At 63.3% G+C, this 18831-nt stretch carries 29 protein-coding genes; all 29 read right to left on the reverse strand.

Annotation, left to right across the window (positions count from 1 at the left end; all coding sequences use genetic code 11):
• Positions 1 to 72: 72 nt before the first annotated feature.
• The 29 genes from CV770_RS01780 to fusA all read right to left on the reverse strand — a co-directional run bounded on the left by CV770_RS01780 (position 73) and on the right by fusA (position 18820).
• Positions 73 to 1104: a DNA-directed RNA polymerase subunit alpha gene (locus CV770_RS01780; RefSeq protein WP_008136316.1), complete on the reverse strand. Its 1032-nt coding sequence runs from the start codon at positions 1102 to 1104 to the stop codon at positions 73 to 75.
• Between the two features lie 112 nt (positions 1105 to 1216).
• Positions 1217 to 1606, reverse strand: a complete 390-nt coding sequence (rpsK, locus tag CV770_RS01785; protein ID WP_007603045.1) for a 30S ribosomal protein S11 — start codon at positions 1604 to 1606, stop codon at positions 1217 to 1219.
• 122 nt (positions 1607 to 1728) lie between these two features.
• Entirely contained in the window at positions 1729 to 2097 is a 369-nt protein-coding gene (rpsM, locus tag CV770_RS01790) for a 30S ribosomal protein S13 (RefSeq protein WP_008549231.1), read from the reverse strand.
• Between the two features lie 187 nt (positions 2098 to 2284).
• Positions 2285 to 3187, reverse strand: coding sequence for an adenylate kinase (locus CV770_RS01795; RefSeq protein WP_091957426.1), 903 nt, complete (start codon positions 3185 to 3187; stop codon positions 2285 to 2287).
• Entirely contained in the window at positions 3184 to 4395 is a 1212-nt protein-coding gene (locus CV770_RS01800; protein WP_104461124.1) for a preprotein translocase subunit SecY, read from the reverse strand. Before CV770_RS01800 ends, CV770_RS01795 begins: the two co-directional genes overlap by 4 nt.
• Complete coding sequence (secY, locus tag CV770_RS01805) at positions 4392 to 5723, reverse strand: preprotein translocase subunit SecY (protein WP_028141002.1); 1332 nt, start codon at positions 5721 to 5723, stop codon at positions 4392 to 4394. The genes CV770_RS01800 and secY overlap by 4 nt, the downstream gene beginning before the upstream one ends.
• Positions 5724 to 5873: 150 nt before the next feature.
• Positions 5874 to 6359, reverse strand: a complete 486-nt coding sequence (gene rplO / locus CV770_RS01810) for a 50S ribosomal protein L15 (RefSeq protein ID WP_028141003.1) — start codon at positions 6357 to 6359, stop codon at positions 5874 to 5876.
• 15 nt (positions 6360 to 6374) lie between these two features.
• Positions 6375 to 6569: a 50S ribosomal protein L30 gene (rpmD, locus tag CV770_RS01815; protein WP_011088137.1), complete on the reverse strand. Its 195-nt coding sequence runs from the start codon at positions 6567 to 6569 to the stop codon at positions 6375 to 6377.
• A 24-nt stretch (positions 6570 to 6593) separates the two neighbouring features.
• Complete coding sequence (gene rpsE / locus CV770_RS01820; protein ID WP_018322271.1) at positions 6594 to 7190, reverse strand: 30S ribosomal protein S5; 597 nt, start codon at positions 7188 to 7190, stop codon at positions 6594 to 6596.
• A gap of 44 nt (positions 7191 to 7234) precedes the next feature.
• Positions 7235 to 7597: a 50S ribosomal protein L18 gene (rplR, locus tag CV770_RS01825; RefSeq protein ID WP_007603036.1), complete on the reverse strand. Its 363-nt coding sequence runs from the start codon at positions 7595 to 7597 to the stop codon at positions 7235 to 7237.
• A gap of 11 nt (positions 7598 to 7608) precedes the next feature.
• The gene (gene rplF, locus CV770_RS01830) at positions 7609 to 8142 is read right to left on the reverse strand and encodes a 50S ribosomal protein L6 (RefSeq protein WP_008136336.1); all 534 of its coding nucleotides are present in this window, start codon (positions 8140 to 8142) and stop codon (positions 7609 to 7611) included.
• Positions 8143 to 8158: 16 nt separating this feature from the next.
• Positions 8159 to 8557 carry a 30S ribosomal protein S8 gene (gene rpsH / locus CV770_RS01835; protein WP_091957431.1) on the reverse strand — a complete coding sequence of 133 codons (399 nt, stop codon included), beginning with the start codon at positions 8555 to 8557 and terminating at the stop codon, positions 8159 to 8161.
• Between the two features lie 14 nt (positions 8558 to 8571).
• On the reverse strand, positions 8572 to 8877 hold the full coding sequence (rpsN, locus tag CV770_RS01840; protein WP_074116736.1) for a 30S ribosomal protein S14: 306 nt from the start codon (positions 8875 to 8877) through the stop codon (positions 8572 to 8574).
• 46 nt (positions 8878 to 8923) lie between these two features.
• On the reverse strand, positions 8924 to 9481 hold the full coding sequence (gene rplE, locus CV770_RS01845; protein WP_018322267.1) for a 50S ribosomal protein L5: 558 nt from the start codon (positions 9479 to 9481) through the stop codon (positions 8924 to 8926).
• Positions 9474 to 9788 (reverse strand): 50S ribosomal protein L24, encoded by a 315-nt coding sequence (rplX, locus tag CV770_RS01850; RefSeq protein ID WP_007603031.1) that lies wholly within the window; start codon positions 9786 to 9788, stop codon positions 9474 to 9476. The genes rplE and rplX overlap by 8 nt, the downstream gene beginning before the upstream one ends.
• Positions 9788 to 10156 carry a 50S ribosomal protein L14 gene (gene rplN, locus CV770_RS01855; RefSeq protein ID WP_007603030.1) on the reverse strand — a complete coding sequence of 123 codons (369 nt, stop codon included), beginning with the start codon at positions 10154 to 10156 and terminating at the stop codon, positions 9788 to 9790. The genes rplX and rplN overlap by 1 nt, the downstream gene beginning before the upstream one ends.
• Before the next feature lie 83 nt (positions 10157 to 10239).
• Positions 10240 to 10488: a 30S ribosomal protein S17 gene (rpsQ, locus tag CV770_RS01860; RefSeq protein ID WP_007603028.1), complete on the reverse strand. Its 249-nt coding sequence runs from the start codon at positions 10486 to 10488 to the stop codon at positions 10240 to 10242.
• Between the two features lie 13 nt (positions 10489 to 10501).
• Positions 10502 to 10708 (reverse strand): 50S ribosomal protein L29, encoded by a 207-nt coding sequence (gene rpmC / locus CV770_RS01865; protein ID WP_026202715.1) that lies wholly within the window; start codon positions 10706 to 10708, stop codon positions 10502 to 10504.
• Between the two features lie 5 nt (positions 10709 to 10713).
• Complete coding sequence (gene rplP / locus CV770_RS01870) at positions 10714 to 11127, reverse strand: 50S ribosomal protein L16 (RefSeq protein ID WP_008136349.1); 414 nt, start codon at positions 11125 to 11127, stop codon at positions 10714 to 10716.
• A 30-nt stretch (positions 11128 to 11157) separates the two neighbouring features.
• A complete protein-coding gene (rpsC, locus tag CV770_RS01875; protein ID WP_014494500.1) occupies positions 11158 to 11883 on the reverse strand; it encodes a 30S ribosomal protein S3 in 726 nt (241 codons plus the stop codon).
• Between the two features lie 17 nt (positions 11884 to 11900).
• Positions 11901 to 12287: a 50S ribosomal protein L22 gene (gene rplV / locus CV770_RS01880; RefSeq protein WP_008136353.1), complete on the reverse strand. Its 387-nt coding sequence runs from the start codon at positions 12285 to 12287 to the stop codon at positions 11901 to 11903.
• A 10-nt stretch (positions 12288 to 12297) separates the two neighbouring features.
• Positions 12298 to 12576 (reverse strand): 30S ribosomal protein S19, encoded by a 279-nt coding sequence (gene rpsS, locus CV770_RS01885; RefSeq protein WP_104461125.1) that lies wholly within the window; start codon positions 12574 to 12576, stop codon positions 12298 to 12300.
• A gap of 12 nt (positions 12577 to 12588) precedes the next feature.
• Positions 12589 to 13422, reverse strand: coding sequence for a 50S ribosomal protein L2 (gene rplB / locus CV770_RS01890; protein WP_091957434.1), 834 nt, complete (start codon positions 13420 to 13422; stop codon positions 12589 to 12591).
• Between the two features lie 12 nt (positions 13423 to 13434).
• The gene (locus tag CV770_RS01895) at positions 13435 to 13737 is read right to left on the reverse strand and encodes a 50S ribosomal protein L23 (RefSeq protein WP_063195096.1); all 303 of its coding nucleotides are present in this window, start codon (positions 13735 to 13737) and stop codon (positions 13435 to 13437) included.
• Positions 13734 to 14354, reverse strand: a complete 621-nt coding sequence (gene rplD / locus CV770_RS01900; RefSeq protein WP_104461126.1) for a 50S ribosomal protein L4 — start codon at positions 14352 to 14354, stop codon at positions 13734 to 13736. Before rplD ends, CV770_RS01895 begins: the two co-directional genes overlap by 4 nt.
• A gap of 1 nt (position 14355) precedes the next feature.
• A complete protein-coding gene (gene rplC, locus CV770_RS01905; protein WP_018322262.1) occupies positions 14356 to 15072 on the reverse strand; it encodes a 50S ribosomal protein L3 in 717 nt (238 codons plus the stop codon).
• 52 nt (positions 15073 to 15124) lie between these two features.
• Positions 15125 to 15433 (reverse strand): 30S ribosomal protein S10, encoded by a 309-nt coding sequence (rpsJ, locus tag CV770_RS01910; protein ID WP_002712302.1) that lies wholly within the window; start codon positions 15431 to 15433, stop codon positions 15125 to 15127.
• A gap of 83 nt (positions 15434 to 15516) precedes the next feature.
• Positions 15517 to 16707: an elongation factor Tu gene (tuf, locus tag CV770_RS01915; protein ID WP_008136415.1), complete on the reverse strand. Its 1191-nt coding sequence runs from the start codon at positions 16705 to 16707 to the stop codon at positions 15517 to 15519.
• Between the two features lie 40 nt (positions 16708 to 16747).
• Positions 16748 to 18820, reverse strand: a complete 2073-nt coding sequence (fusA, locus tag CV770_RS01920) for an elongation factor G (protein ID WP_038950207.1) — start codon at positions 18818 to 18820, stop codon at positions 16748 to 16750.
• Between the last annotated feature and the right edge of the window lie 11 nt (positions 18821 to 18831).

The raw sequence follows: 18831 nt of genomic DNA on the forward strand, positions 1-18831 counted from the left end.
GCGAGTGGTGAGTAGCGAAATGGCGAATAGTCGTCTCACAACGCTATTCGCCACTCCCTATTCGCCATTCGCTCAGTAGTGATCCTCGAAGCGCTTGGCGAGCTCGTCGATGTTCTCCGGCGGCCAGCCCGGCACTTCCATGCCGAGATGCAGACCCATCTGGGCCAGCACTTCCTTGATCTCGTTCAGCGACTTGCGGCCGAAGTTCGGAGTGCGGAGCATTTCCGCCTCGCTCTTCTGCACGAGGTCGCCGATGTAGACGATGTTGTCGTTCTTCAAGCAGTTGGCCGAACGCACAGACAGCTCGAGCTCGTCCACCTTCTTGAGGAAGGCCGGGTTGAAGGCGAGGTCCGGGATGATCTCCTGGGCGACTTCCTTGCGCGGCTCTTCGAAGTTGACGAACACGTTGAGCTGATCCTGCAGGATGCGCGCGGCGTAAGCCACGGAGTCATCCGGCGAGATCGCGCCGTTGGTCTCGATCGTCATGGTCAGCTTGTCGTAGTCGAGGATCTGGCCCTCGCGGGTGTTCTCGACCTTGTAGGAAACCTTGCGGACCGGCGAGTACAGGCTGTCGACCGGGATCAGGCCGATAGGCGCGTCCTCGGGGCGGTTGCGCTCGGCGGGTACGTAGCCCTTGCCGGTGGCGACCGTGAACTCCATGCGGATCTCCGCGCCCTCGTCGAGGGTGCAGATCTGCAGATCGGGGTTCAGCACCACGACGTCGCCGACGGTCTGGATATCGCCGGCGGTGACGACGCCCGGACCCTGCTTCTTCACGACCATGCGCTTGGGGCCTTCGCCCTGCATCTTGATCGAGATGTCCTTGATGTTGAGCACGATGTCGGTGACGTCCTCACGAACGCCAGCGATCGAGGAGAACTCGTGCAGCACGCCGTCGATGTGCACCGACTGCACCGCCGCGCCCTGGAGCGAGGAGAGCAGGATACGGCGCAGCGCGTTGCCGAGCGTCTGGCCGAAGCCGCGCTCAAGCGGCTCGGCGACGATGGTCGCGAAACGGTTCGAATCGCTGCCGGGCGTGACCTGGAGCTTGTTCGGTCGAATCAGTTCTTGCCAATTTTTCTGGATCGTCACTGTTTCACCCATACAGGCCAGTCAATTTGAGAGTTCAAATACTGGCGTTGGAGAAAGGCCGCAGATCATTCCCGCGGCTTCTTAGAAAAGTCATTGCGGGCGCCAATGCGCCCGCAACTCGGGATCAAACGCGCCGACGCTTGCGGGGACGGCAACCGTTGTGCGGGATCGTGGTCACGTCACGGATCGAGGTGACGGTGAAGCCTGCGGCCTGAAGCGCGCGGAGCGCCGACTCGCGGCCCGAACCGGGACCTGCGACTTCGACTTCCAGCGTGCGCATGCCGTGCTCCTGCGCCTTCTTGGACACGTCCTCGGCGGCAACCTGCGCGGCGTACGGGGTCGATTTGCGCGAGCCCTTGAAGCCCATCGTGCCGGCGGAAGACCATGCAATCGTGTTGCCCTGCGCGTCGGTGATGGTGATGGTCGTGTTGTTGAACGAAGAGTTCACGTGCGCGACGCCGGAGGCGATGTTCTTGCGCTCACGACGACGAACGCGGGTGGCTTCCTTGCCCATGGAGTACCTTTCCTGAAGATCTCAAACGCCGCCGTAATGCCAGCGGCTACACCTGTGGAACGAAAGGCGCGTGGCGAACGGGTCATCCCTGTTCGCCACACGCCGCGATTGGATTCGAAAACTTACTTCTTCTTGCCGGCGATGGCCTTGGCCGGACCCTTGCGCGTGCGCGCATTGGTGTGGGTGCGCTGGCCGCGCACCGGCAGGCCGCGACGATGACGCAGGCCGCGATAGCAGCCGAGGTCCATCAGACGCTTGATGTTGATGCCGACCTCACGACGCAGGTCGCCCTCGACGAGATAGTCGCGGTCGATCACTTCGCGGATCTGGAGCACTTCGGCGTCGCTCAGCTGATTGACGCGACGATCCACGGGGATCTTCACCTTCTCCAGGATCTCACCGGCGATCTTCTGACCGATGCCATGGATGTACTGGAGCGCGATCAGCACGCGCTTGTTGGTCGGGATGTTCACGCCGGCAATACGGGCCACGGCCTTCTCTCCTGTTGCCGATCCCTCGTCAGGAACCGGTCTTTAAGTGCTTGGTTTCTCGGGCAGGTGTTCACAAACGCGAACACGACGCCCACCCCTAGTCTTCCTGGGGCCCGGCATCGTTTGAAACTATCCGACTTGGATGCGGGGCTTATTAGGGGATTCCAGGGGCTTTCGTCAACCGCTGCTAGCGCTTAGCTCGCTTTTTCGTGACCTTTTTTGCGGCCTTCTTGGCACCCTTTTTGACAGCCTTCTTGGCGGTCTTTGGGGCTGCCTTTTTCGCCGCTTTCTTGACGGTCTTCCTGGCCGCCTTCTTGCCGGCTTTGTTGGCCGTCTTCTTGGGGCCCCTCACCGCCGTCTTGGCGGCCTTTTTGGCCGATTTGGCGGGTTTTTTGGTCGTTTTGGCCGGCTTTTTGGCTGTTTTCCTGGCTTTCTTGCTCGCCTTGGCCTTCTTGGCCGGGCCCGCCTTGGCTGCGCTTTTGGCGTGGGTCTTGGGCTCGACCGCCCCCAGCGCCAGGAGCTGGCGATGGATGGCGCGGGTGACCTCGTCGATGGCCATCATACCGTCGATGGTCGAAAGCTTGCGCCGCTCGGAATAGTAGTGAATCAGCGGTTCCGTCTGGTTGCGGTAGCTGGCTAACCGCTTGGTCAGGACCTCCGGCGTGTCGTCGAGTCGGACCTCCTCCCCGCGCTCACGCATCTGGGCGACGCGGGTCTCGACACGATTCAGCAGCGCGCTCTCGTTGACGCGAAGCTCGATCACGGCGTCGAGCTTGAGGTGCTTGTGCTTGAGCAGCTCGTCCAGCGCCTCGGCCTGCGGCACGGTGCGCGGGAAACCGTCGAGGATGAAACCGTTCTTGGCGTCCGGCTGGTCGATCCGATCGGAGATGATTCCGACCACGACCTCGTCGGGTACGAGACCACCGCTGGCCATGATCTCCTTGGCCTTCAGCCCGACCGGCGTACCGGCCGCAACCGCGGCACGCAGCATCTCGCCGGTCGAGAGTTGGACGATGCCATAGCGTTGCACCAGCAACTGCGCCTGGGTCCCCTTGCCCGACCCCGGCGGTCCCAGAAGTATAATTCTCATCGGCGTACGCCCCCCGGATTGGTGAGCGATACGTCGCGCACCTGTGCTTTGATATCAAGAGCGGTGCAAACCACAACCAGCGCCCCACCGCCATTGATCATCATACTATAAGGCAGCCCGATCCCGTAAAGCTCGAAGACCTCCGGAATCAACTGCAACACAGTCAGGTAGACGGCTCCGACGACTGTCGTCAATGACACGACGCGATCGAGATAGTCGGCGGTCGCCGCGCCCGGTGCGACACCGGGAATCGTGCCGTCGCGCGCGGCCAGGGATTTGGCCGCGTGCTCGGGATCGACGACGTAGGCAGTGTAGATGAATGCCAGCACGAACACGGCGATCGACACGAGGATGAGATGCGCCGGCTGCCCGAGCTGAAGATGCCGGTACGCCGCGGCGACCAGGGGATGATCGCCGCCAAGGATGAGGCCCGCAAGGGCGAGCGGCAGAAAGAAGATCCACGGCGCCGCGGTGACCGGAATCAGAAAGCCCGCGCTGTTGAGCTTGATCGGCAGCACGGCGTCGCGCGCCGGCAGTTGCCGCGCTCCAACGCTGAGCGCGCCGAATTCGACGCGCACATTTCGCCGCGCACCTTCGACGAGCACGATCACAGCGACGGTCACGATCCAGAACACGGCGTGGGCGAAGACGAGATTGCCCGAGATCGCTCCTCTCCGCACGAGTTCCACGATGGCGGCAGCGTCCGGCGGAATGGAGACGAGAATGCCGAGGCTCAAGATCAGCGCCAAGCCGTTGCCGATGCCGTAGCGGGTGATCTGTTCGCTCAGCCATACCAGCACGAAGACGCCGCCGACCATGGAGGCCGTAGCCGTCACCACGAACCAGCCGCCGGGATTCTTGACCAGCCCTGGGATGGACGTCAGCGCGGTGGCGATGCCGTAGGCCTGAAAGGCAGCAAGAGCCAGCGTGAGTCCGAGCGTGGCACGGGCGATCCTGCGCCGGCCGCGCTCGCCTGACCGTTCGAGCGTATTCAGGCCGCGCCAGACCACGGACAGCAGCCGGATGAGGATCGCAGCGGTCAGATAGGGAATGAGGCCGAGCGCAAAGAGCGAGAGACGGGCGATCAGGTCCGACGTCGGCGAGAAGCTAGACGTGCTCACCCCCGGGACCGGGATCTGGGTGCCGAGCCTGAAGAGGAGCAGCGCGCCAATCGTGAAAGCGATCCGGCGCGCGAGCTCCCTGCTCATCTACGGCGGCCGCGGAGCTTCGACTTGCGGATCAGGCCTTCGTACTGATGCGCCAACAGATAACCCTGCACCTGTGCCACCGTGTCCATGGTGACGCTGACCACGATCAGCAGCGAGGTGCCGCCGAAGTAGAACGGCACCGAGGCGTAGGAGATCAGGATCTCCGGGATCAAGCAGACGATCGCCAGATAGACCGCGCCGAGCACGGTGATGCGCGAGAGCACGTAGTCGATGTATTCCGCGGTGCGCTCGCCGGGACGGATGCCCGGAATGAAGCCGCCGTGCTTCTTCAGATTGTCCGCGGTCTCGGTCGGGTTGAACACGATCGCGGTGTAGAAGAAGGCGAAGAACACGATCAGCGCCAGATACATGATCAGGAACAGCGGACGGCCATGGCCGAGCTGGGTCGTGATCCACTGGAACCATTCCGGCCCGCTGCCCGCGTTGAAGTTCGCCACCGTGGTCGGCAGCAGCAGCAGCGAGGACGCGAAGATCGGCGGGATCACGCCGGAGGTGTTGAGCTTGAGCGGCAGATGCGAGGACTGGCCCTCGAACATCTTGTTGCCGACCTGGCGCTTCGGATACTGGATCAGGAGGCGGCGCTGCGCGCGCTCCATGAACACGATGAAGGCGATCACGGCGACCGCCATGATGATCACGACCAGGATCAGGCCGGTCGACATCGCGCCCTGACGGCCGAGTTCGAGCATGTTGGCGAGCGCGGCGGGCAGCTCGGCGACGATGCCGGCGAGAATGATCAGCGAGATACCATTGCCGATGCCGCGCGAGGTGATCTGCTCGCCCAGCCACATCAGGAACATGGTGCCGCCGGTCAGCGTGATCGCCGTGGACAGGCGGAAGAACAGGCCAGGGTCGCTGACGACATTGCCGGCGCCCTCGAGGCCCACCGCGATGCCGTAGGACTGGAACGCGGCCAGGATCACCGTGAGGTAGCGGGTGTACTGATTCAGCAGCTTGCGGCCGGACTCGCCTTCCTTCTTCAGCGCCTCGAGTTGCGGCGAGACGGTGGTGAGGAGCTGGATTATGATCGAGGCCGAGATATACGGCATGATGTTCAAGGCGAAGATCGCCATGCGGTGGATGCCGCCGCCGGCGAACATGTTGAACATGCCGAGGATGCCGCCCGCCTGGGAGCGGAACACCTGCTCCCAGATATTGGGATCGATGCCGGGGAGCGGGATGTAGGTCCCGAGCCGATAAACGAGCAGCGCACCCAGGGTGAACCAGATGCGCTTCTTCAGTTCGTCAGCCTTGGCAAACGCACCGAAATTGAGATTGGCTGCCAGTTGTTCCGCTGCAGAGGCCATCTTGGACTTTCTCCCGCCGCCTGTTGCGCCGTCATGCCCGCGGCCGGGCTACATTATACCGGACACCGGACATTATCTGGGGCTCGGCTTCGATAAGTCCACGTCCCGCACGCGTAAAGGCCCGCGAGCCGCGGGCCAATGACGCAGTTGTTACGCCGCCTCGCCTTCTTCCTTGGCAGGGGCGAGGATCTTCACCGAGCCGCCGGCCTTCTCGACCGCGGCGATCGCGGTCTTGGTGGCGCCGTGGACTTCGATGTTGAGCTTGGACTTGAGCTCGCCGCGGCCGAGCAGCCGCAGGCCACCCTTAGGCCGGCGCAGCACGCCGCCCTTCACCAGGGCCTCGACGTTCACGACGCTGCCGGCGTCGATCTTCTTGGCATCGACCGCTTCCTGCAGCCGGTCGAGATTGATCTCGGCGAACTCGACGCGGAAGATGTTGTTGAAGCCGCGCTTGGGCAGACGGCGATGCATCGGCATCTGGCCGCCTTCGAAACCCTTGATGCGCACGCCCGAACGCGCGGTCTGGCCCTTGCCACCGCGGCCGGACTGCTTGCCCTTGCCCGAACCAATGCCACGGCCGACGCGCATACGCTTCTTGCGCGAGCCGGCGTTGTCGGCGATATCGCTGAGCTTCATCGCCCTTCTCCTTATTTACTTCTCGTCGACGATGCGAACGAGATGGTGAACCTTCTCGATCATGCCGCGGACCGCCGGAGTGTCCGGCAGTTCGCTGGTGCGGCCGATCTTGTTGAGCTTGAGCCCGATCAGCGTCGAGCGCTGCGAGTGATGGCGGCGGATCGCGCTGCCCGTCTGCTCGAGCTTGATCGTCTTTGCGGCCTTGGCCATGGGAGTCTACTCCGAAAGCTTCCGTTAGTCGGCAGCCGCCTCGGCATCGCCACCGATACGGCGCGACTGCAGAGTGGACACCTTGATGTTGCGGCGGGCTGCGACCGAACGCGGCGAATCCTGATGCTTCAGCGCGTCGAAGGTCGCGCGAACCATGTTGTAGGGGTTCGACGAGCCGATCGACTTGGCGACCACGTCCTGGACGCCGAGCGTCTCGAACACGGCGCGCATCGGGCCGCCGGCGATGATGCCGGTACCGGCGGGAGCTGCACGCAGGTAGACACGGCCCGCGCCATGACGGCCGGCGATGTCGTGATGGAGCGTGCGGCCCTCGCGCAGCGAGACGCGCGTCAGGTTGCGCTTGGCGGACTCGGTAGCCTTGCGGATCGCCTCCGGCACTTCGCGCGCCTTGCCGTGACCGAAGCCGGCGCGGCCCTTCTGGTCGCCGATCACGACCAGCGCTGCGAAACCGAAGCGCTTGCCGCCCTTGACGACCTTGGCCACGCGGTTGATGTGGACGAGCTTGTCGACGAACTCGCTGTCGCGCTCCTCGCGCTCCCTGCGTTCACGTCCGCCGCCGCCGCGTTGATCGCGTCCACCACGTTGTTCGCGTTCTGCCATTTTTCCAATCCTTCAGAGGCTTGCGCCTCAATCCTCAAATTCTGTTAGAAGCTCAGCCCGCTCTCACGCGCTGCGTCGGCGAGAGCCTTGACGCGCCCGTGGTAGAGGTAGCTGCCGCGATCGAACACGACTTCCTTGACGCCCTTCTCGGCAGCGCGCTCGGCCAGCAGCTTGCCGACCGCCTTCGCCGCATCGATGTCGGCGCCGGTCTTGCCGCCGTCGCGCATCGACTTCTCGAGCGACGAGGCTGAGGCCAGCGTCTCGCCCTTCAGGTCGTCGATGACCTGGGCGTAGATGTGCTTGGACGAGCGGAACACCGACAGGCGCGGACGACCACCACCGGAGCGGCGCAGCTTCAGCCGTACACTGCGCTTGCGCCGGGCATTCGTAACCTTGGCTTTCGACATGACCGGCTCCGTTACTTCTTCTTGCCTTCCTTGCGGAAGATGAATTCGCCAACATACTTCACGCCCTTGCCCTTGTAGGGCTCCGGCGGACGATAGGAGCGAATCTCGGCGGCGACCTGGCCGACGCGCTGGATGTCGCTGCCGGTTACCGTGATCTCGGTCGGCTTCGGCACCGTGATCGTGATCCCTTCCGGGATCGCATAGACCACGTCGTGGCTGTAACCGAGCGCGAGCTGCAGGTTCTTGCCCTGCATCGCGGCGCGGTAGCCGACGCCGGTGATCTCGAGCTTCTTCTCGAAGCCCTTGGTGACGCCTTCGACCAGATTCGCGACCTGGGCGCGAGCGGTGCCGTACAGCGCCCGGGCGCGATTGGTCTCGACCCGCGGGTTCACCTTCACCTGGCCGTTCTCGAGCTTCACCTCGACGTCGTCATGGACGACGAACTGAAGCTGGCCCTTCGGGCCCTTCATCTTGACGGTCTGCCCATCGACGGTCGCGGTCACACCCGACGGAACCGGCACAGGCCTTTTGCCAACACGTGACATGGATCAAAAATCCTTCTCAGAACACCGTGAAGAGGACTTCACCGCCCACATTCGCGTCGCGCGCGCTGTGGTCGGCCATGATCCCCTTCGGCGTCGACAACACCGAAATGCCGAGCCCGTTGTTGACCCGCGGCAGGTTCTTCACCGAGGCGTAGACGCGACGCCCGGGCTTGGAAACACGTTCGATCTCGCGGATGACGGGCTCGCCGTCGAAATACTTCAGCTCGATCTCGATCTCGCTGCGGCCCGAGGAGTGCTCGAGCGTGGCGTAACCGCGGATGTAGCCCTCGGTCTTCAAGACCTCGAGCACGTTCTCGCGCATCTTCGAACCAGGCGTGGAGACCTTGCTCTTGGCGCGCATCTGCGCGTTGCGGATACGGGTGATCAGATCGCTGATTGGATCGTGCGTAGACATCTAAACGACCCTCCTTACCAGCTGGACTTCACGAGGCCCGGGACCATGCCCTTGGAGCCAAGTTCGCGCAGCGCGATACGGGACAGCTTGTTCTTGCGGTAGTTCGAGCGCGGACGACCCGACAGCTCGCAACGCAGGCGGATGCGGGTTGCCGACGAATTGCGCGGCATTTCCGCCAGCTTCAGGGTCGCGGCGAACCGCTCCTCCATCGGCAGCTTCTTGTCGGCGATGATCGCCTTCAACCGCTCGCGCTTCGGAGCGGCGTTCTTCACCATCCGCTTGCGCCGGTTGTTCTTCTCGACTGAACTCTTCTTTGCCATGCTTGGCTCCTGGGTATCCGCGTTTGAGAGGCTTTAGGTCAGCGTCTCACTGCCGGAACGGGAAATTGAAAGCGGTCAACAAGGCCCTCGCCTCTTCGTCGGTCTTGGCCGTGGTGCAGACGGTGATGTCCATGCCGCGGGCTTCCGTGACCTTGTCGAAGTCGATCTCGGGGAAAATGATGTGCTCCTTGATGCCGAGCGAGTAGTTGCCGCGGCCGTCGAAGCTCTTCGGGTTCAGGCCGCGGAAGTCGCGGACGCGCGGCAGCGCGACCGTCACCAGGCGATCGATGAACTCGTACATGTGGGCCTTGCGCAGCGTGACCTTGCAGCCGATCGGCTGGTTTTCACGCAGCTTGAAGGTCGCGATCGCGATCCGCGAATAGGTCACGATCGCCTTCTGGCCGGCGATCTGGGTCAGCTCGGCAGCGGCGGTCTCGGCCTTCTTGCGATCGTTGACGGAATCGCCAACGCCCATGTTCAGCACGACCTTGTCCAGGCGAGGAACCTGCATGACGTTCTCATAACCGAACTTCTCGGTCATGGCCGTGCGGATCTTCGCATCGTATTCCGCGCGCAGGCGCGGGGTGTAAGCGGCCTCAGCCATCGATCTCAGCTCCCGAGCTCTTGGCGATGCGGACCTTCTTGCCGTCCGCCAGAATCTTGAATCCGACGCGGGTCGGCTTTCCGTCCTTGCCGACATACGCGATGTTGGACAGTTGGATCGGCGACTCCTTCGAGATGATGCCGCCCTCCTGGGCCTGCGTCTGCTTCTGGTGACGCTTGACCATGTTGATGCCGCGCACGAGCGCCGTGCCGGCGTCGGGACGCACTTCGAACACTTCGCCGGTGCGGCCCTTGTCGCGGCCGGTCAGCACGACGACTTTGTCGCCCTTGCGGATCTTGGCAGCCATCACAGCACCTCCGGCGCGAGCGAGATGATCTTCATGTGGTTCTTCGCGCGCAGCTCGCGCGGCACGGGCCCGAAGATACGGGTGCCGACCGGCTCGGACTGGTTGTTGATCAGGACGGCGGCGTTACGGTCGAAGCGGATGACCGAACCGTCGGCGCGGCGGATGTCCTTGCGGACGCGCACCACGACGGCCTTCATCACGTCGCCCTTCTTCACCTTGCCACGCGGAATTGCTTCCTTGATCGAAACGACGATGATGTCGCCGATCGTGGCGTAGCGGCGCTTGGAGCCCCCGAGCACCTTGATACACATGACACGGCGTGCGCCAGAATTGTCGGCCACGTCGAGGTTGGTCTGCATCTGAATCATTGATGCACCTCGTCCTCTTCTCTTTGCGCCAGCCCAGCCGGCGCTCAACATTTCCCTGAAGTCAGTCGGCTAAAGCCAACAGATCAGGCGCTTTTCTTGTGTTCGCCCCGGATCACGACCCAGCGCTTCAACTTCGAAATCGGCTTCGATTCCTCGATCCACACCATGTCGCCCGGCTTGAACTCGTTGCTCTCGTCGTGCGCGTGGTAGTTCTTCGAACGGCGGATCGTCTTCTTGTAGATCGGGTGCGTGAAGCGGCGATCAACGCGCACCACGATGGTCTTGGCTTGCTTGTCGCTGACGACCACGCCCTGCAAAGTACGTTTCGGCATCTTCGTAAGCCTCTTACTTCTTCTTCGCGCGCGTCTGCGCGGCGACGGTCTTGATCCGGGCGATATCACGGCGAGCCTCGCGCAGGCGCGAGGTGTTCTCGAGCTGCCCGGTGGCGCGCTGGAAGCGCAGGTTGAAGCGCTCCTTCTTCAGGTTCAGGACGGCGTCGTCCTGCTGGTCGGGGCTCATCGCGCGGATGTCTTCGATCTTCATCTGGGCCATGGCCATTACTCCGCAATGCGCTCGACGAAGCGCGTCTTGATCGGCAGCTTGGCGGCCGCCAGGGTCAGCGCCTCACGCGCCGTCTGGGTGTTGACGCCGTCGATCTCGAACAGCACCCGGCCCGGCTTGACGCGCGCGACCCACAATTCCGGCGAACCCTTGCCGGAGCCCATGCGGACTTCGGCCGGCTTCTTCGACACCGGAACGTCGGGGAACACGCGGATCCAGACGCGGCCGGCGCGCTTCATGTGGCGGGTCAGCGCGCGGCGAGCGGCTTCGATCTGGCGCGCGGTGACGCGCTCAGGCTCCGTCGCCTTCAGGCCGAACTGGCCGAACGCCAACGTCGCGCCCGAAGACGCAACGCCGTGGATGCGGCCCTTATGCGCCTTCCGGAACTTCGTTTTCTTAGGTTGCATCATGGCTTTAAGCCCTCAAATTCCTGTGCGGCTTTAGGCTGCAGCCGTATCGCGGCGCTGACGGCCACCACGATCACCACTGCCACCCGTCTCGCCTTCGGCCATTCTCTTGTCCTGAGCCATCGGATCGTGCTCGAGGATCTCGCCCTTGAAGATCCAGACCTTGACGCCGCAGGTGCCGAAGGTCGTGAACGCGGTCGCAACGCCGTAGTCGATGTCGGCGCGCAGCGTGTGCAGCGGCACGCGACCTTCGCGGTACCACTCCATGCGCGCGATTTCCGCACCGCCCAGACGTCCCGAGCAGTTGATGCGGATGCCTTCCGCGCCGAGACGCATCGCCGACTGAACAGCGCGCTTCATGGCACGGCGGAACGCCACGCGGCGCTCGAGCTGCTGCGCGATCGACTCGGCCACCAGCGTCGCATCGAGCTCCGGCTTGCGGATTTCGACGATGTTGATGACGACGTCGGACGAGGTGATGTCCGCGACCTTCTTGCGCAACTTGTCGATGTCGGCGCCCTTCTTGCCGATCACCACGCCCGGACGAGCCGAGTGGATGGTGACGCGGCACTTCTTGTGCGGACGCTCGATCACGATGCGGGCGACGGCCGCCTGCTTGAGCTCCTTGTGCAGGATCTCACGGATCTTGACGTCTTCGTGCAGCAGCTTGCCGTATTCCTGCTTGCCGGCGAACCAGCGGGAATCCCAGGTGCGGTTGATGCCGAGACGCAGACCGATCGGATTGATCTTTTGACCCATCGTGTTCTCCTGCGCCCTTAAGCGGCTGCTTCGGCTTCGACCTGACGAACGATGATCGTCAGCTGCGAAAATGGTTTGTAGACACGGCCCGAGCGGCCACGGCCGCGAGCGGCGAAGCGCTTCATCACGAGGCCGTTGCCGACGAAGGCCTGAGCCACGACGAGATCGTCGACGTCGAGATCGTGGTTGTTCTCGGCATTGGCGATAGCCGATTCCAGGCACTTCTTCACGTCGACCGCGATCCGCTTGCGCGAAAACTGCAGATCGGCGAGCGCAGCAGCTGCCTTCCGGCCGCGAATGAGCTGGGCGACCAGGTTGAGCTTCTGCGGGCTCACCCGCAGCATCCGGGCGACCGCCTTGGCCTCGTTCTCGGCGAGGCTCCGTTCGCGCTTAGGTTTGCTCATCGTTTAATCCTCAAGCCTTCTTGGCTTTCTTGTCGCCGGAGTGGCCATGGAAGGTCCGGGTCGGCGAAAACTCGCCGAACTTGTGACCGACCATTTCCTCGTTGACGGCCACCGGCACGTGCTTCTGACCGTTGTAGACGGCGAAGGTCAGGCCGACGAACTGCGGCAGGATCGTCGAGCGACGGCTCCAGATCTTGATGACGTCGTGACGGCCGGACGCACGGGCGGCATCTGCCTTCTTGAGCAGAGAACCCTCGACGAACGGGCCTTTCCAGACTGAACGAACCATGTCCGGCGTTCCTTACTTCTTCCGCTTGTGGCGGCTTAGGAGAATGAATTTGTTGGTCGACTTGTTGGTGCGGGTCTTCTTGCCCTTGGTCGGCTTGCCCCACGGGGTGACCGGGTGGCGACCGCCCGAGGTACGACCTTCACCACCGCCGTGCGGATGGTCGATCGGGTTCATCGAAACACCGCGGTTATGCGGCTTGCGGCCCAGCCAACGGTTGCGGCCGGCCTTGCCGATCGAGGTGTTCATGTGATCCGGGTTCGACACCGCGCCGATCGTGCCGCGGCAGCGGCCGTGCACCAGGCGCTGCTCGCCCGAGTTCAGGCGGATGATCACGTAGTCCTGGTCGCGACCGACGAGCTGGGCATAGGTGCCCGCGGAACGGGCGAGCTGGCCGCCCTTCCCGATCTTGAGCTCGATGTTGTGAATGATCGTCCCGACCGGCATGTTGCCGAGCGGCATGACGTTGCCCGGCTTCACGTCGACGTAGTTGCCGGCGATGATGGTGTCACCCACGGCCAGACGCTGCGGCGCCAGGATGTAGGCCTGCTCGCCGTCCTGATACTTGATCAGCGCGATGAAGCCGCTGCGGTTCGGATCGTATTCCAGCCGCTCGACGGTCGCGGGAACGTCGATCTTCTCACGCTTGAAATCGACGGTGCGCAGCGTCCGCTTGTGACCACCGCCGCGGAAGCGCACGGTGATGCGACCGGTGCTGTTGCGGCCGCCCGAGGAGTGCTTGCCCTCGGTGAGCGCCTTGACCGGCTTGCCCTTGTAGAGGGCCGAACGATCGACCATGACCAGCTGGCGCTGGCCCGGCGTCGTGGGATTGAATGTCTTCAGTGCCATCGTCGTGCGACCTTACAGACCGGTGGTCACGTCGATCCGGTGACCCTCTTCGAGGGTCACGATCGCGCGCTTGGAGTTCGACTGCGAGCCGAGATTGCCGCGGAAGATCTTGGTCTTGCCCTTGCGGACCAGCGTGTTGACGCTCTTGACCTTGACGTCGAACAGCTTCTCGATCGCTTCCTTGATCTGCGGCTTGGTCGCCTTCGCAGCCACCTTGAACAGCACCTTGTTGTGCTCCGAGGCGATCGTCGCCTTTTCGGTCACGACCGGCGACAGGATCACGTCGTAGTGGCGAGCCTCGATGTTCTTCGTCATTTGAAGCGCGCCTCCAGCGCATCGATGGCGGCCTTGGTCAGAACGAGCTTCTGACGGCGCAGGATGTCGTAGACGTTGATGCCCTGGATCGGCAGCACGTCCATGTTCGGGATGTTGCGGGCCGCAGCGGCAAAGCCGTTGTTGAGCTCGGCGCCGTCGATGATCAGCGCGTTGGTCAGACCCAGGCCCGAGAAGTGACCGAGCAGCGCCTTGGTCTTGGCGGCTTCCAGCGCGGCCCTCTCGATCACGACGAGATCGCCGTCCTTGGCCTTGGCCGAGAGCGCATGCTTCAGCGCCAGCGCGCGGACCTTCTTCGGCAGGTCGGTGGCGTGCGAACGCACCACCGGACCGAAGGCACGGCCGCCGCCGCGGAACTGCGGCACGCGGGCCGAGCCGTGACGAGCACCGCCGGTGCCCTTCTGCTTGTACATCTTCTTGCCGGTGCGCCAGATCTCGGCGCGGCCCTTGGCCTTGTGCGTGCCGGCCTGACGCTTGTTGAGCTGCCACTGCACGCAACGCGCAATGATGTCCTGGCGCGGCTCGAGGCCGAAAATGGTGTCGGACAGCTGGACCGAGCCGGCTTCCTTACCTTCGAGGGTGGTGACCTTCAATTCCATCTCACGCACCCTCCTGCTGGGCCGCAGCCTCGGCTTCGCCACCGGCAACCTTGAACTTGCCGGGCTTCGGAGCTTCCTTCGGCAGCGGCTTCTTGACGGCGTCGCGCACGCGGATCCAGCCGCCCTTGGAGCCGGGAACGGCGCCTTCGACGAGGATCAGGCCGCGCTCGACATCGAGCTGAACGACGCGAAGGTTGAGCGTGGTGATGCGGTCGACACCCATGTGGCCGGGCATCTTCTTGTTCTTCCAGGTCTTGCCGGGGTCCTGACGGCCGCCGGTCGAACCGATCGAGCGGTGCGAGACCGAGACGCCGTGGGTGGCGCGCAGACCGCCGAAGTTCCAGCGCTTCATGCCGCCGGCGAAGCCCTTACCGACCGAGGTGCCGGTGACGTCGACGAACTGGCCGACGACGAAGTGGTCGGCAAGGATCTCGGCGCCGACCGGGATCATGGCATCCGCTGTGACGCGGAATTCCTCGACCCGGCGCTTCGGCTCGACCTTGGCGACCGCGAACTGGCCGCGCTCAGCCTTGGGCATGTAAACGGTCTTGCGGGCACCAGAACCAAGCTGGAGCGCCACGTAACCGTTCTTCTCTTCGGTACGGTGGCCCACGACCTGGCAATTGCCGAGCTTCAGCACGGTCACGGGGATATGTTCGCCGGCCTCAGTAAAGACCCGCGTCATCCCGACCTTTTGTGCGATCACTCCGGAGCGCATCGGCTTGCTTCCTGTTCTTTCTGTCCGCTTGCGCGAACGGGATCCAAAAATCTTAGAGCTTGATCTCGACGTCAACACCGGCGGCCAGGTCGAGCTTCATCAAAGCATCGACGGTCTGCGGGGTCGGATCGACGATGTCGAGCAGGCGCTTGTGAGTGCGCATCTCGAACTGCTCGCGGCTCTTCTTGTCGACGTGAGGCGAACGGTTGACGGTGAACTTCTCGATGCGGGTGGGCAGCGGAATGGGTCCGCGGACCTGCGCGCCGGTGCGCTTCGCCGTGTTCACGATCTCGCGGGTCGACGTATCGAGGATACGATGGTCGAACGCCTTGAGACGGATACGAATGTTTTGGCCGTTCATTGCCGTGCTTTCTTTAGTGAGTGGCGAGTAGCGAGTAGCGAATAGAAATCCCTATTCGCCACTCACCATTCCCTATTCGCTTGTTACTCGATGATCGAGGCGACGACGCCGGCGCCGACGGTGCGGCCGCCTTCGCGGATCGCGAAGCGGAGCTTCTCTTCCATCGCGATCGGCACGATCAGGTGCACTTCCATCGCGATGTTGTCGCCCGGCATCACCATCTCGGTGCCTTCCGGCAGGTGCACGACACCGGTCACGTCGGTGGTGCGGAAGTAGAACTGCGGACGGTAGTTGGTGAAGAACGGGGTGTGGCGACCGCCCTCTTCCTTGGTGAGGATGTAAGCCTCAGCCTTGAACTTGGTGTGCGGCTTGACCGAACCCGGCTTGCACAGCACCTGGCCGCGCTCGACGTCTTCGCGCTTGGTGCCGCGGAGCAGCGCGCCGATGTTGTCGCCGGCCTGGCCCTGATCGAGCAGCTTGCGGAACATTTCGACGCCGGTGACGGTCGTCTTCTGGGTCGCACGGAGACCGACGATCTCGATTTCCTCGCCGACCTTGACGATGCCGCGCTCGACACGGCCGGTCACGACGGTGCCGCGGCCCGAGATCGAGAACACGTCTTCAACCGGCATCAGGAACGGCTGGTCGATCGGACGCTCCGGCTGCGGGATGTACTCGTCGACGTTCTTCATCAGCTCGAGGATGGCGTCGTGGCCGAGCTTCTTGTCGGAATCTTCGAGAGCGGCCAGCGCCGAACCCTTGATGATCGGGATCTTGTCGCCCGGGAAGTCGTACTTCGAGAGCAGCTCGCGGACTTCGAGCTCGACGAGCTCGAGCAGTTCCGGATCGTCGACCATGTCGCACTTGTTGAGGAACACGACGAGCGCGGGCACGCCGACCTGGCGCGCGAGCAGGATGTGCTCGCGGGTCTGCGGCATCGGGCCGTCAGCGGCCGACACGACCAGGATCGCACCGTCCATCTGGGCGGCGCCGGTGATCATGTTCTTGACGTAGTCGGCGTGGCCGGGGCAGTCGACGTGGGCGTAGTGGCGGTTCGGCGTCTCGTACTCGACGTGCGCGGTCGAGATGGTGATGCCGCGCGCCTTCTCTTCCGGCGCCTTGTCGATCTGGTCGTACGCGGTGAACGTCGCACCGCCGGCTTCGGCGAGAACCTTGGTGATCGCCGCGGTCAGCGACGTCTTGCCATGGTCGACGTGACCGATGGTGCCGATGTTGCAGTGCGGCTTGTTACGTTCAAACTTTGCTTTGGCCATTTGACTCTCCGTTCAATCGTCAGTTCGTGACCGACGACAATCAGGCAAACTTCTTCTGGACTTCTGCCGACACGTTGGCCGGCGCTTCTGCGTAGTGGTCGAACTGCATGGTGAAGGTTGCGCGACCCTGGCTCATCGAGCGCAGGTTATTCACGTAACCGAACATGTTCATGAGCGGCACCATCGCATTGATGACGTTGGCGTTGCCGCGCATGTCCTGACCCTGGATCTGACCGCGCCGCGAATTCAGGTCGCCGATGACCGAGCCGGTGTAGTCTTCCGGGGTCACCACTTCGACCTTCATGATCGGCTCGAGCAGGACGGACTTGCCCTTCTGCAAGGCTTCGCGGAATGCCGCGCGCGATGCGATTTCGAAGGCGAGCGCCGACGAGTCGACGTCGTGATACTTGCCGTCGACGAGCTGAACCTTGACGTCGACCACGGGGAAGCCCGCGACGACACCAGAGCTCATCACGCTGTTGAGGCCCTTTTCAACGCCGGGGATGTATTCCTTCGGAACCGCACCACCGACGATCTTGGACTCGAACTCGTAGCCCTTGCCGGGTTCATTCGGCTCGACCACGATCGACACTTCCGCGAACTGACCGGTACCGCCGGTCTGCTTCTTATGGGTGTACTTGACCTCGGCCTTCTTGGTGACGCGCTCACGGAACGCAACCTGGGGCGCGCCGATGTTGGCGTCGACCTTGTAGGTGCGGCGGAGAATGTCGACCTTGATGTCGAGGTGGAGTTCGCCCATGCCCTTGAGGATGGTCTGGCCGGACTCCTGGTCGGTCGACACGCGGAAGGACGGATCCTCCGCAGCGAGCTTGGCCAGAGCCACGCCCAGCTTTTCCTGGTCGGCCTTGGACTTCGGCTCGATCGCGATCTCGATGACCGGCTCGGGGAATTCCATCTTCTCGAGGATCACCTGCTTGTCGGGATCGCACAGCGTGTCACCGGTGCGCGCTTCCTTCAGGCCGGCCAGTGCGACGATGTCGCCGGCATAGGCTTCCTTGATGTCTTCGCGGTTGTTCGCATGCATCAAGAGCATGCGCCCGATGCGCTCCTTCTTCTCACGGGTCGAGTTCACGACGCCGGTGCCGCTCTGCAGAACGCCGGAGTAGATGCGGCAGAAGGTGATGGTGCCGACGAACGGGTCGTCCATGATCTTGAACGCGAGCAGCGCGAGCGGCTCCTTGTCGTCCGCCTTGCGCACGACTTCGTTGCCGCGATCGTCGGTGCCCTTGATCGCGGGCACGTCGATCGGCGACGGCAGATAGTCGACGACGGCGTCGAGCAGCGGCTGGACGCCCTTGTTCTTGAAGGCCGAGCCGCACAGCACGGGATAGAACGCACCGGTCAGGACCGCCTTGCGGATCAGCCGCTTCAGCGTCTCTTCGTCCGGCTCCTTGCCGTCGAGATAGGCGGCCATGGCGTCGTCGTCGAGCTCGACGGCGGCTTCCACCATCTTCTCGCGGTATTCCTTGGCCTGCTCGACCAGATCTTCCGGGATGTCGACATAGTCGAACTTCGCGCCGAGCGATTCATCGTTCCAGATGATGCCCTGCATCTTCACGAGGTCGACGAGACCCTTGAAGTTGTTCTCGGCGCCGATCGGAAGCTGGATCGCGATCGGCTTGGCGCCGAGGCGGTCGACGATGTCGGCCAGGCACTTGAAGAAGTCAGCGCCGGTCTTGTCCATCTTGTTGGCGAAGACGATGCGCGGAACCTTGTACTTGTCGCCCTGGCGCCAGACGGTCTCGGTCTGGGGCTCAACGCCCTGGTTCGAGTCGAGCACGCAGACGGCGCCGTCGAGCACGCGCAGCGAACGCTCGACTTCGATGGTGAAGTCGACGTGGCCGGGGGTGTCGATGATGTTCAGGCGCTTGCCGGCCCAGAATGCAGTGGTCGCAGCTGAGGTGATCGTGATGCCACGCTCCTGCTCCTGCTCCATCCAATCCATCGTCGCGGCACCTTCGTGCACTTCGCCGATCTTGTGGCTCTTGCCGGTGTAATAAAGGATGCGCTCGGTGGTCGTGGTCTTACCGGCATCGATATGCGCCATGATACCGAAGTTGCGGTAATTCTCTATGGCATGAACGCGGGGCATAGGGTGTTCCT

The organism is Bradyrhizobium sp. AC87j1 (assembly GCF_002936975.1).
In the GTDB taxonomy this organism is placed as follows: domain Bacteria; phylum Pseudomonadota; class Alphaproteobacteria; order Rhizobiales; family Xanthobacteraceae; genus Bradyrhizobium; species Bradyrhizobium shewense.

Coding starts and splice junctions, on each gene's coding strand:
- tuf (WP_008136415.1), bottom strand. CDS start 16,707: ATGGCCAAAGCAAAGTTTGAACGTAACAAGCCGCACTGCAACATCGGC.
- rplR (WP_007603036.1), bottom strand. CDS start 7,597: ATGTCGAAAGCCAAGGTTACGAATGCCCGGCGCAAGCGCAGTGTACGG.
- CV770_RS01895 (WP_063195096.1), bottom strand. CDS start 13,737: ATGACGAAGAACATCGAGGCTCGCCACTACGACGTGATCCTGTCGCCG.
- CV770_RS01780 (WP_008136316.1), bottom strand. CDS start 1,104: ATGGGTGAAACAGTGACGATCCAGAAAAATTGGCAAGAACTGATTCGA.
- rplX (WP_007603031.1), bottom strand. CDS start 9,788: ATGGCTGCCAAGATCCGCAAGGGCGACAAAGTCGTCGTGCTGACCGGC.
- rplP (WP_008136349.1), bottom strand. CDS start 11,127: ATGATGCAACCTAAGAAAACGAAGTTCCGGAAGGCGCATAAGGGCCGC.
- rplB (WP_091957434.1), bottom strand. CDS start 13,422: ATGGCACTGAAGACATTCAATCCCACGACGCCGGGCCAGCGCCAGCTG.
- secY (WP_028141002.1), bottom strand. CDS start 5,723: ATGGCCTCTGCAGCGGAACAACTGGCAGCCAATCTCAATTTCGGTGCG.
- rpsS (WP_104461125.1), bottom strand. CDS start 12,576: ATGGTTCGTTCAGTCTGGAAAGGCCCGTTCGTCGAGGGTTCTCTGCTC.
- rpsE (WP_018322271.1), bottom strand. CDS start 7,190: ATGGCAGAACGCGAACAACGTGGTGGACGCGATCAACGCGGCGGCGGC.
- rpsC (WP_014494500.1), bottom strand. CDS start 11,883: ATGGGTCAAAAGATCAATCCGATCGGTCTGCGTCTCGGCATCAACCGC.
- fusA (WP_038950207.1), bottom strand. CDS start 18,820: ATGCCCCGCGTTCATGCCATAGAGAATTACCGCAACTTCGGTATCATG.
- rplO (WP_028141003.1), bottom strand. CDS start 6,359: ATGAAGCTCAGCGATATCGCCGACAACGCCGGCTCGCGCAAGAAGCGT.
- rplV (WP_008136353.1), bottom strand. CDS start 12,287: ATGAGCAAACCTAAGCGCGAACGGAGCCTCGCCGAGAACGAGGCCAAG.
- rpsH (WP_091957431.1), bottom strand. CDS start 8,557: ATGTCTACGCACGATCCAATCAGCGATCTGATCACCCGTATCCGCAAC.
- rplE (WP_018322267.1), bottom strand. CDS start 9,481: ATGGCTGAGGCCGCTTACACCCCGCGCCTGCGCGCGGAATACGATGCG.
- rpsK (WP_007603045.1), bottom strand. CDS start 1,606: ATGGGCAAGGAAGCCACCCGCGTTCGTCGTCGTGAGCGCAAGAACATC.
- CV770_RS01800 (WP_104461124.1), bottom strand. CDS start 4,395: ATGAGCAGGGAGCTCGCGCGCCGGATCGCTTTCACGATTGGCGCGCTG.
- rplC (WP_018322262.1), bottom strand. CDS start 15,072: ATGCGCTCCGGAGTGATCGCACAAAAGGTCGGGATGACGCGGGTCTTT.
- rpmC (WP_026202715.1), bottom strand. CDS start 10,708: ATGGCCCAGATGAAGATCGAAGACATCCGCGCGATGAGCCCCGACCAG.
- CV770_RS01795 (WP_091957426.1), bottom strand. CDS start 3,187: ATGAGAATTATACTTCTGGGACCGCCGGGGTCGGGCAAGGGGACCCAG.
- rpsJ (WP_002712302.1), bottom strand. CDS start 15,433: ATGAACGGCCAAAACATTCGTATCCGTCTCAAGGCGTTCGACCATCGT.
- rpmD (WP_011088137.1), bottom strand. CDS start 6,569: ATGGCCAAGGCCGCAAAGACGATCAAGCTCGAGCAGACGGGCAGCGCG.
- rplN (WP_007603030.1), bottom strand. CDS start 10,156: ATGATTCAGATGCAGACCAACCTCGACGTGGCCGACAATTCTGGCGCA.
- rpsQ (WP_007603028.1), bottom strand. CDS start 10,488: ATGCCGAAACGTACTTTGCAGGGCGTGGTCGTCAGCGACAAGCAAGCC.
- rplF (WP_008136336.1), bottom strand. CDS start 8,142: ATGTCACGTGTTGGCAAAAGGCCTGTGCCGGTTCCGTCGGGTGTGACC.
- rpsN (WP_074116736.1), bottom strand. CDS start 8,877: ATGGCAAAGAAGAGTTCAGTCGAGAAGAACAACCGGCGCAAGCGGATG.
- rplD (WP_104461126.1), bottom strand. CDS start 14,354: ATGGAATTGAAGGTCACCACCCTCGAAGGTAAGGAAGCCGGCTCGGTC.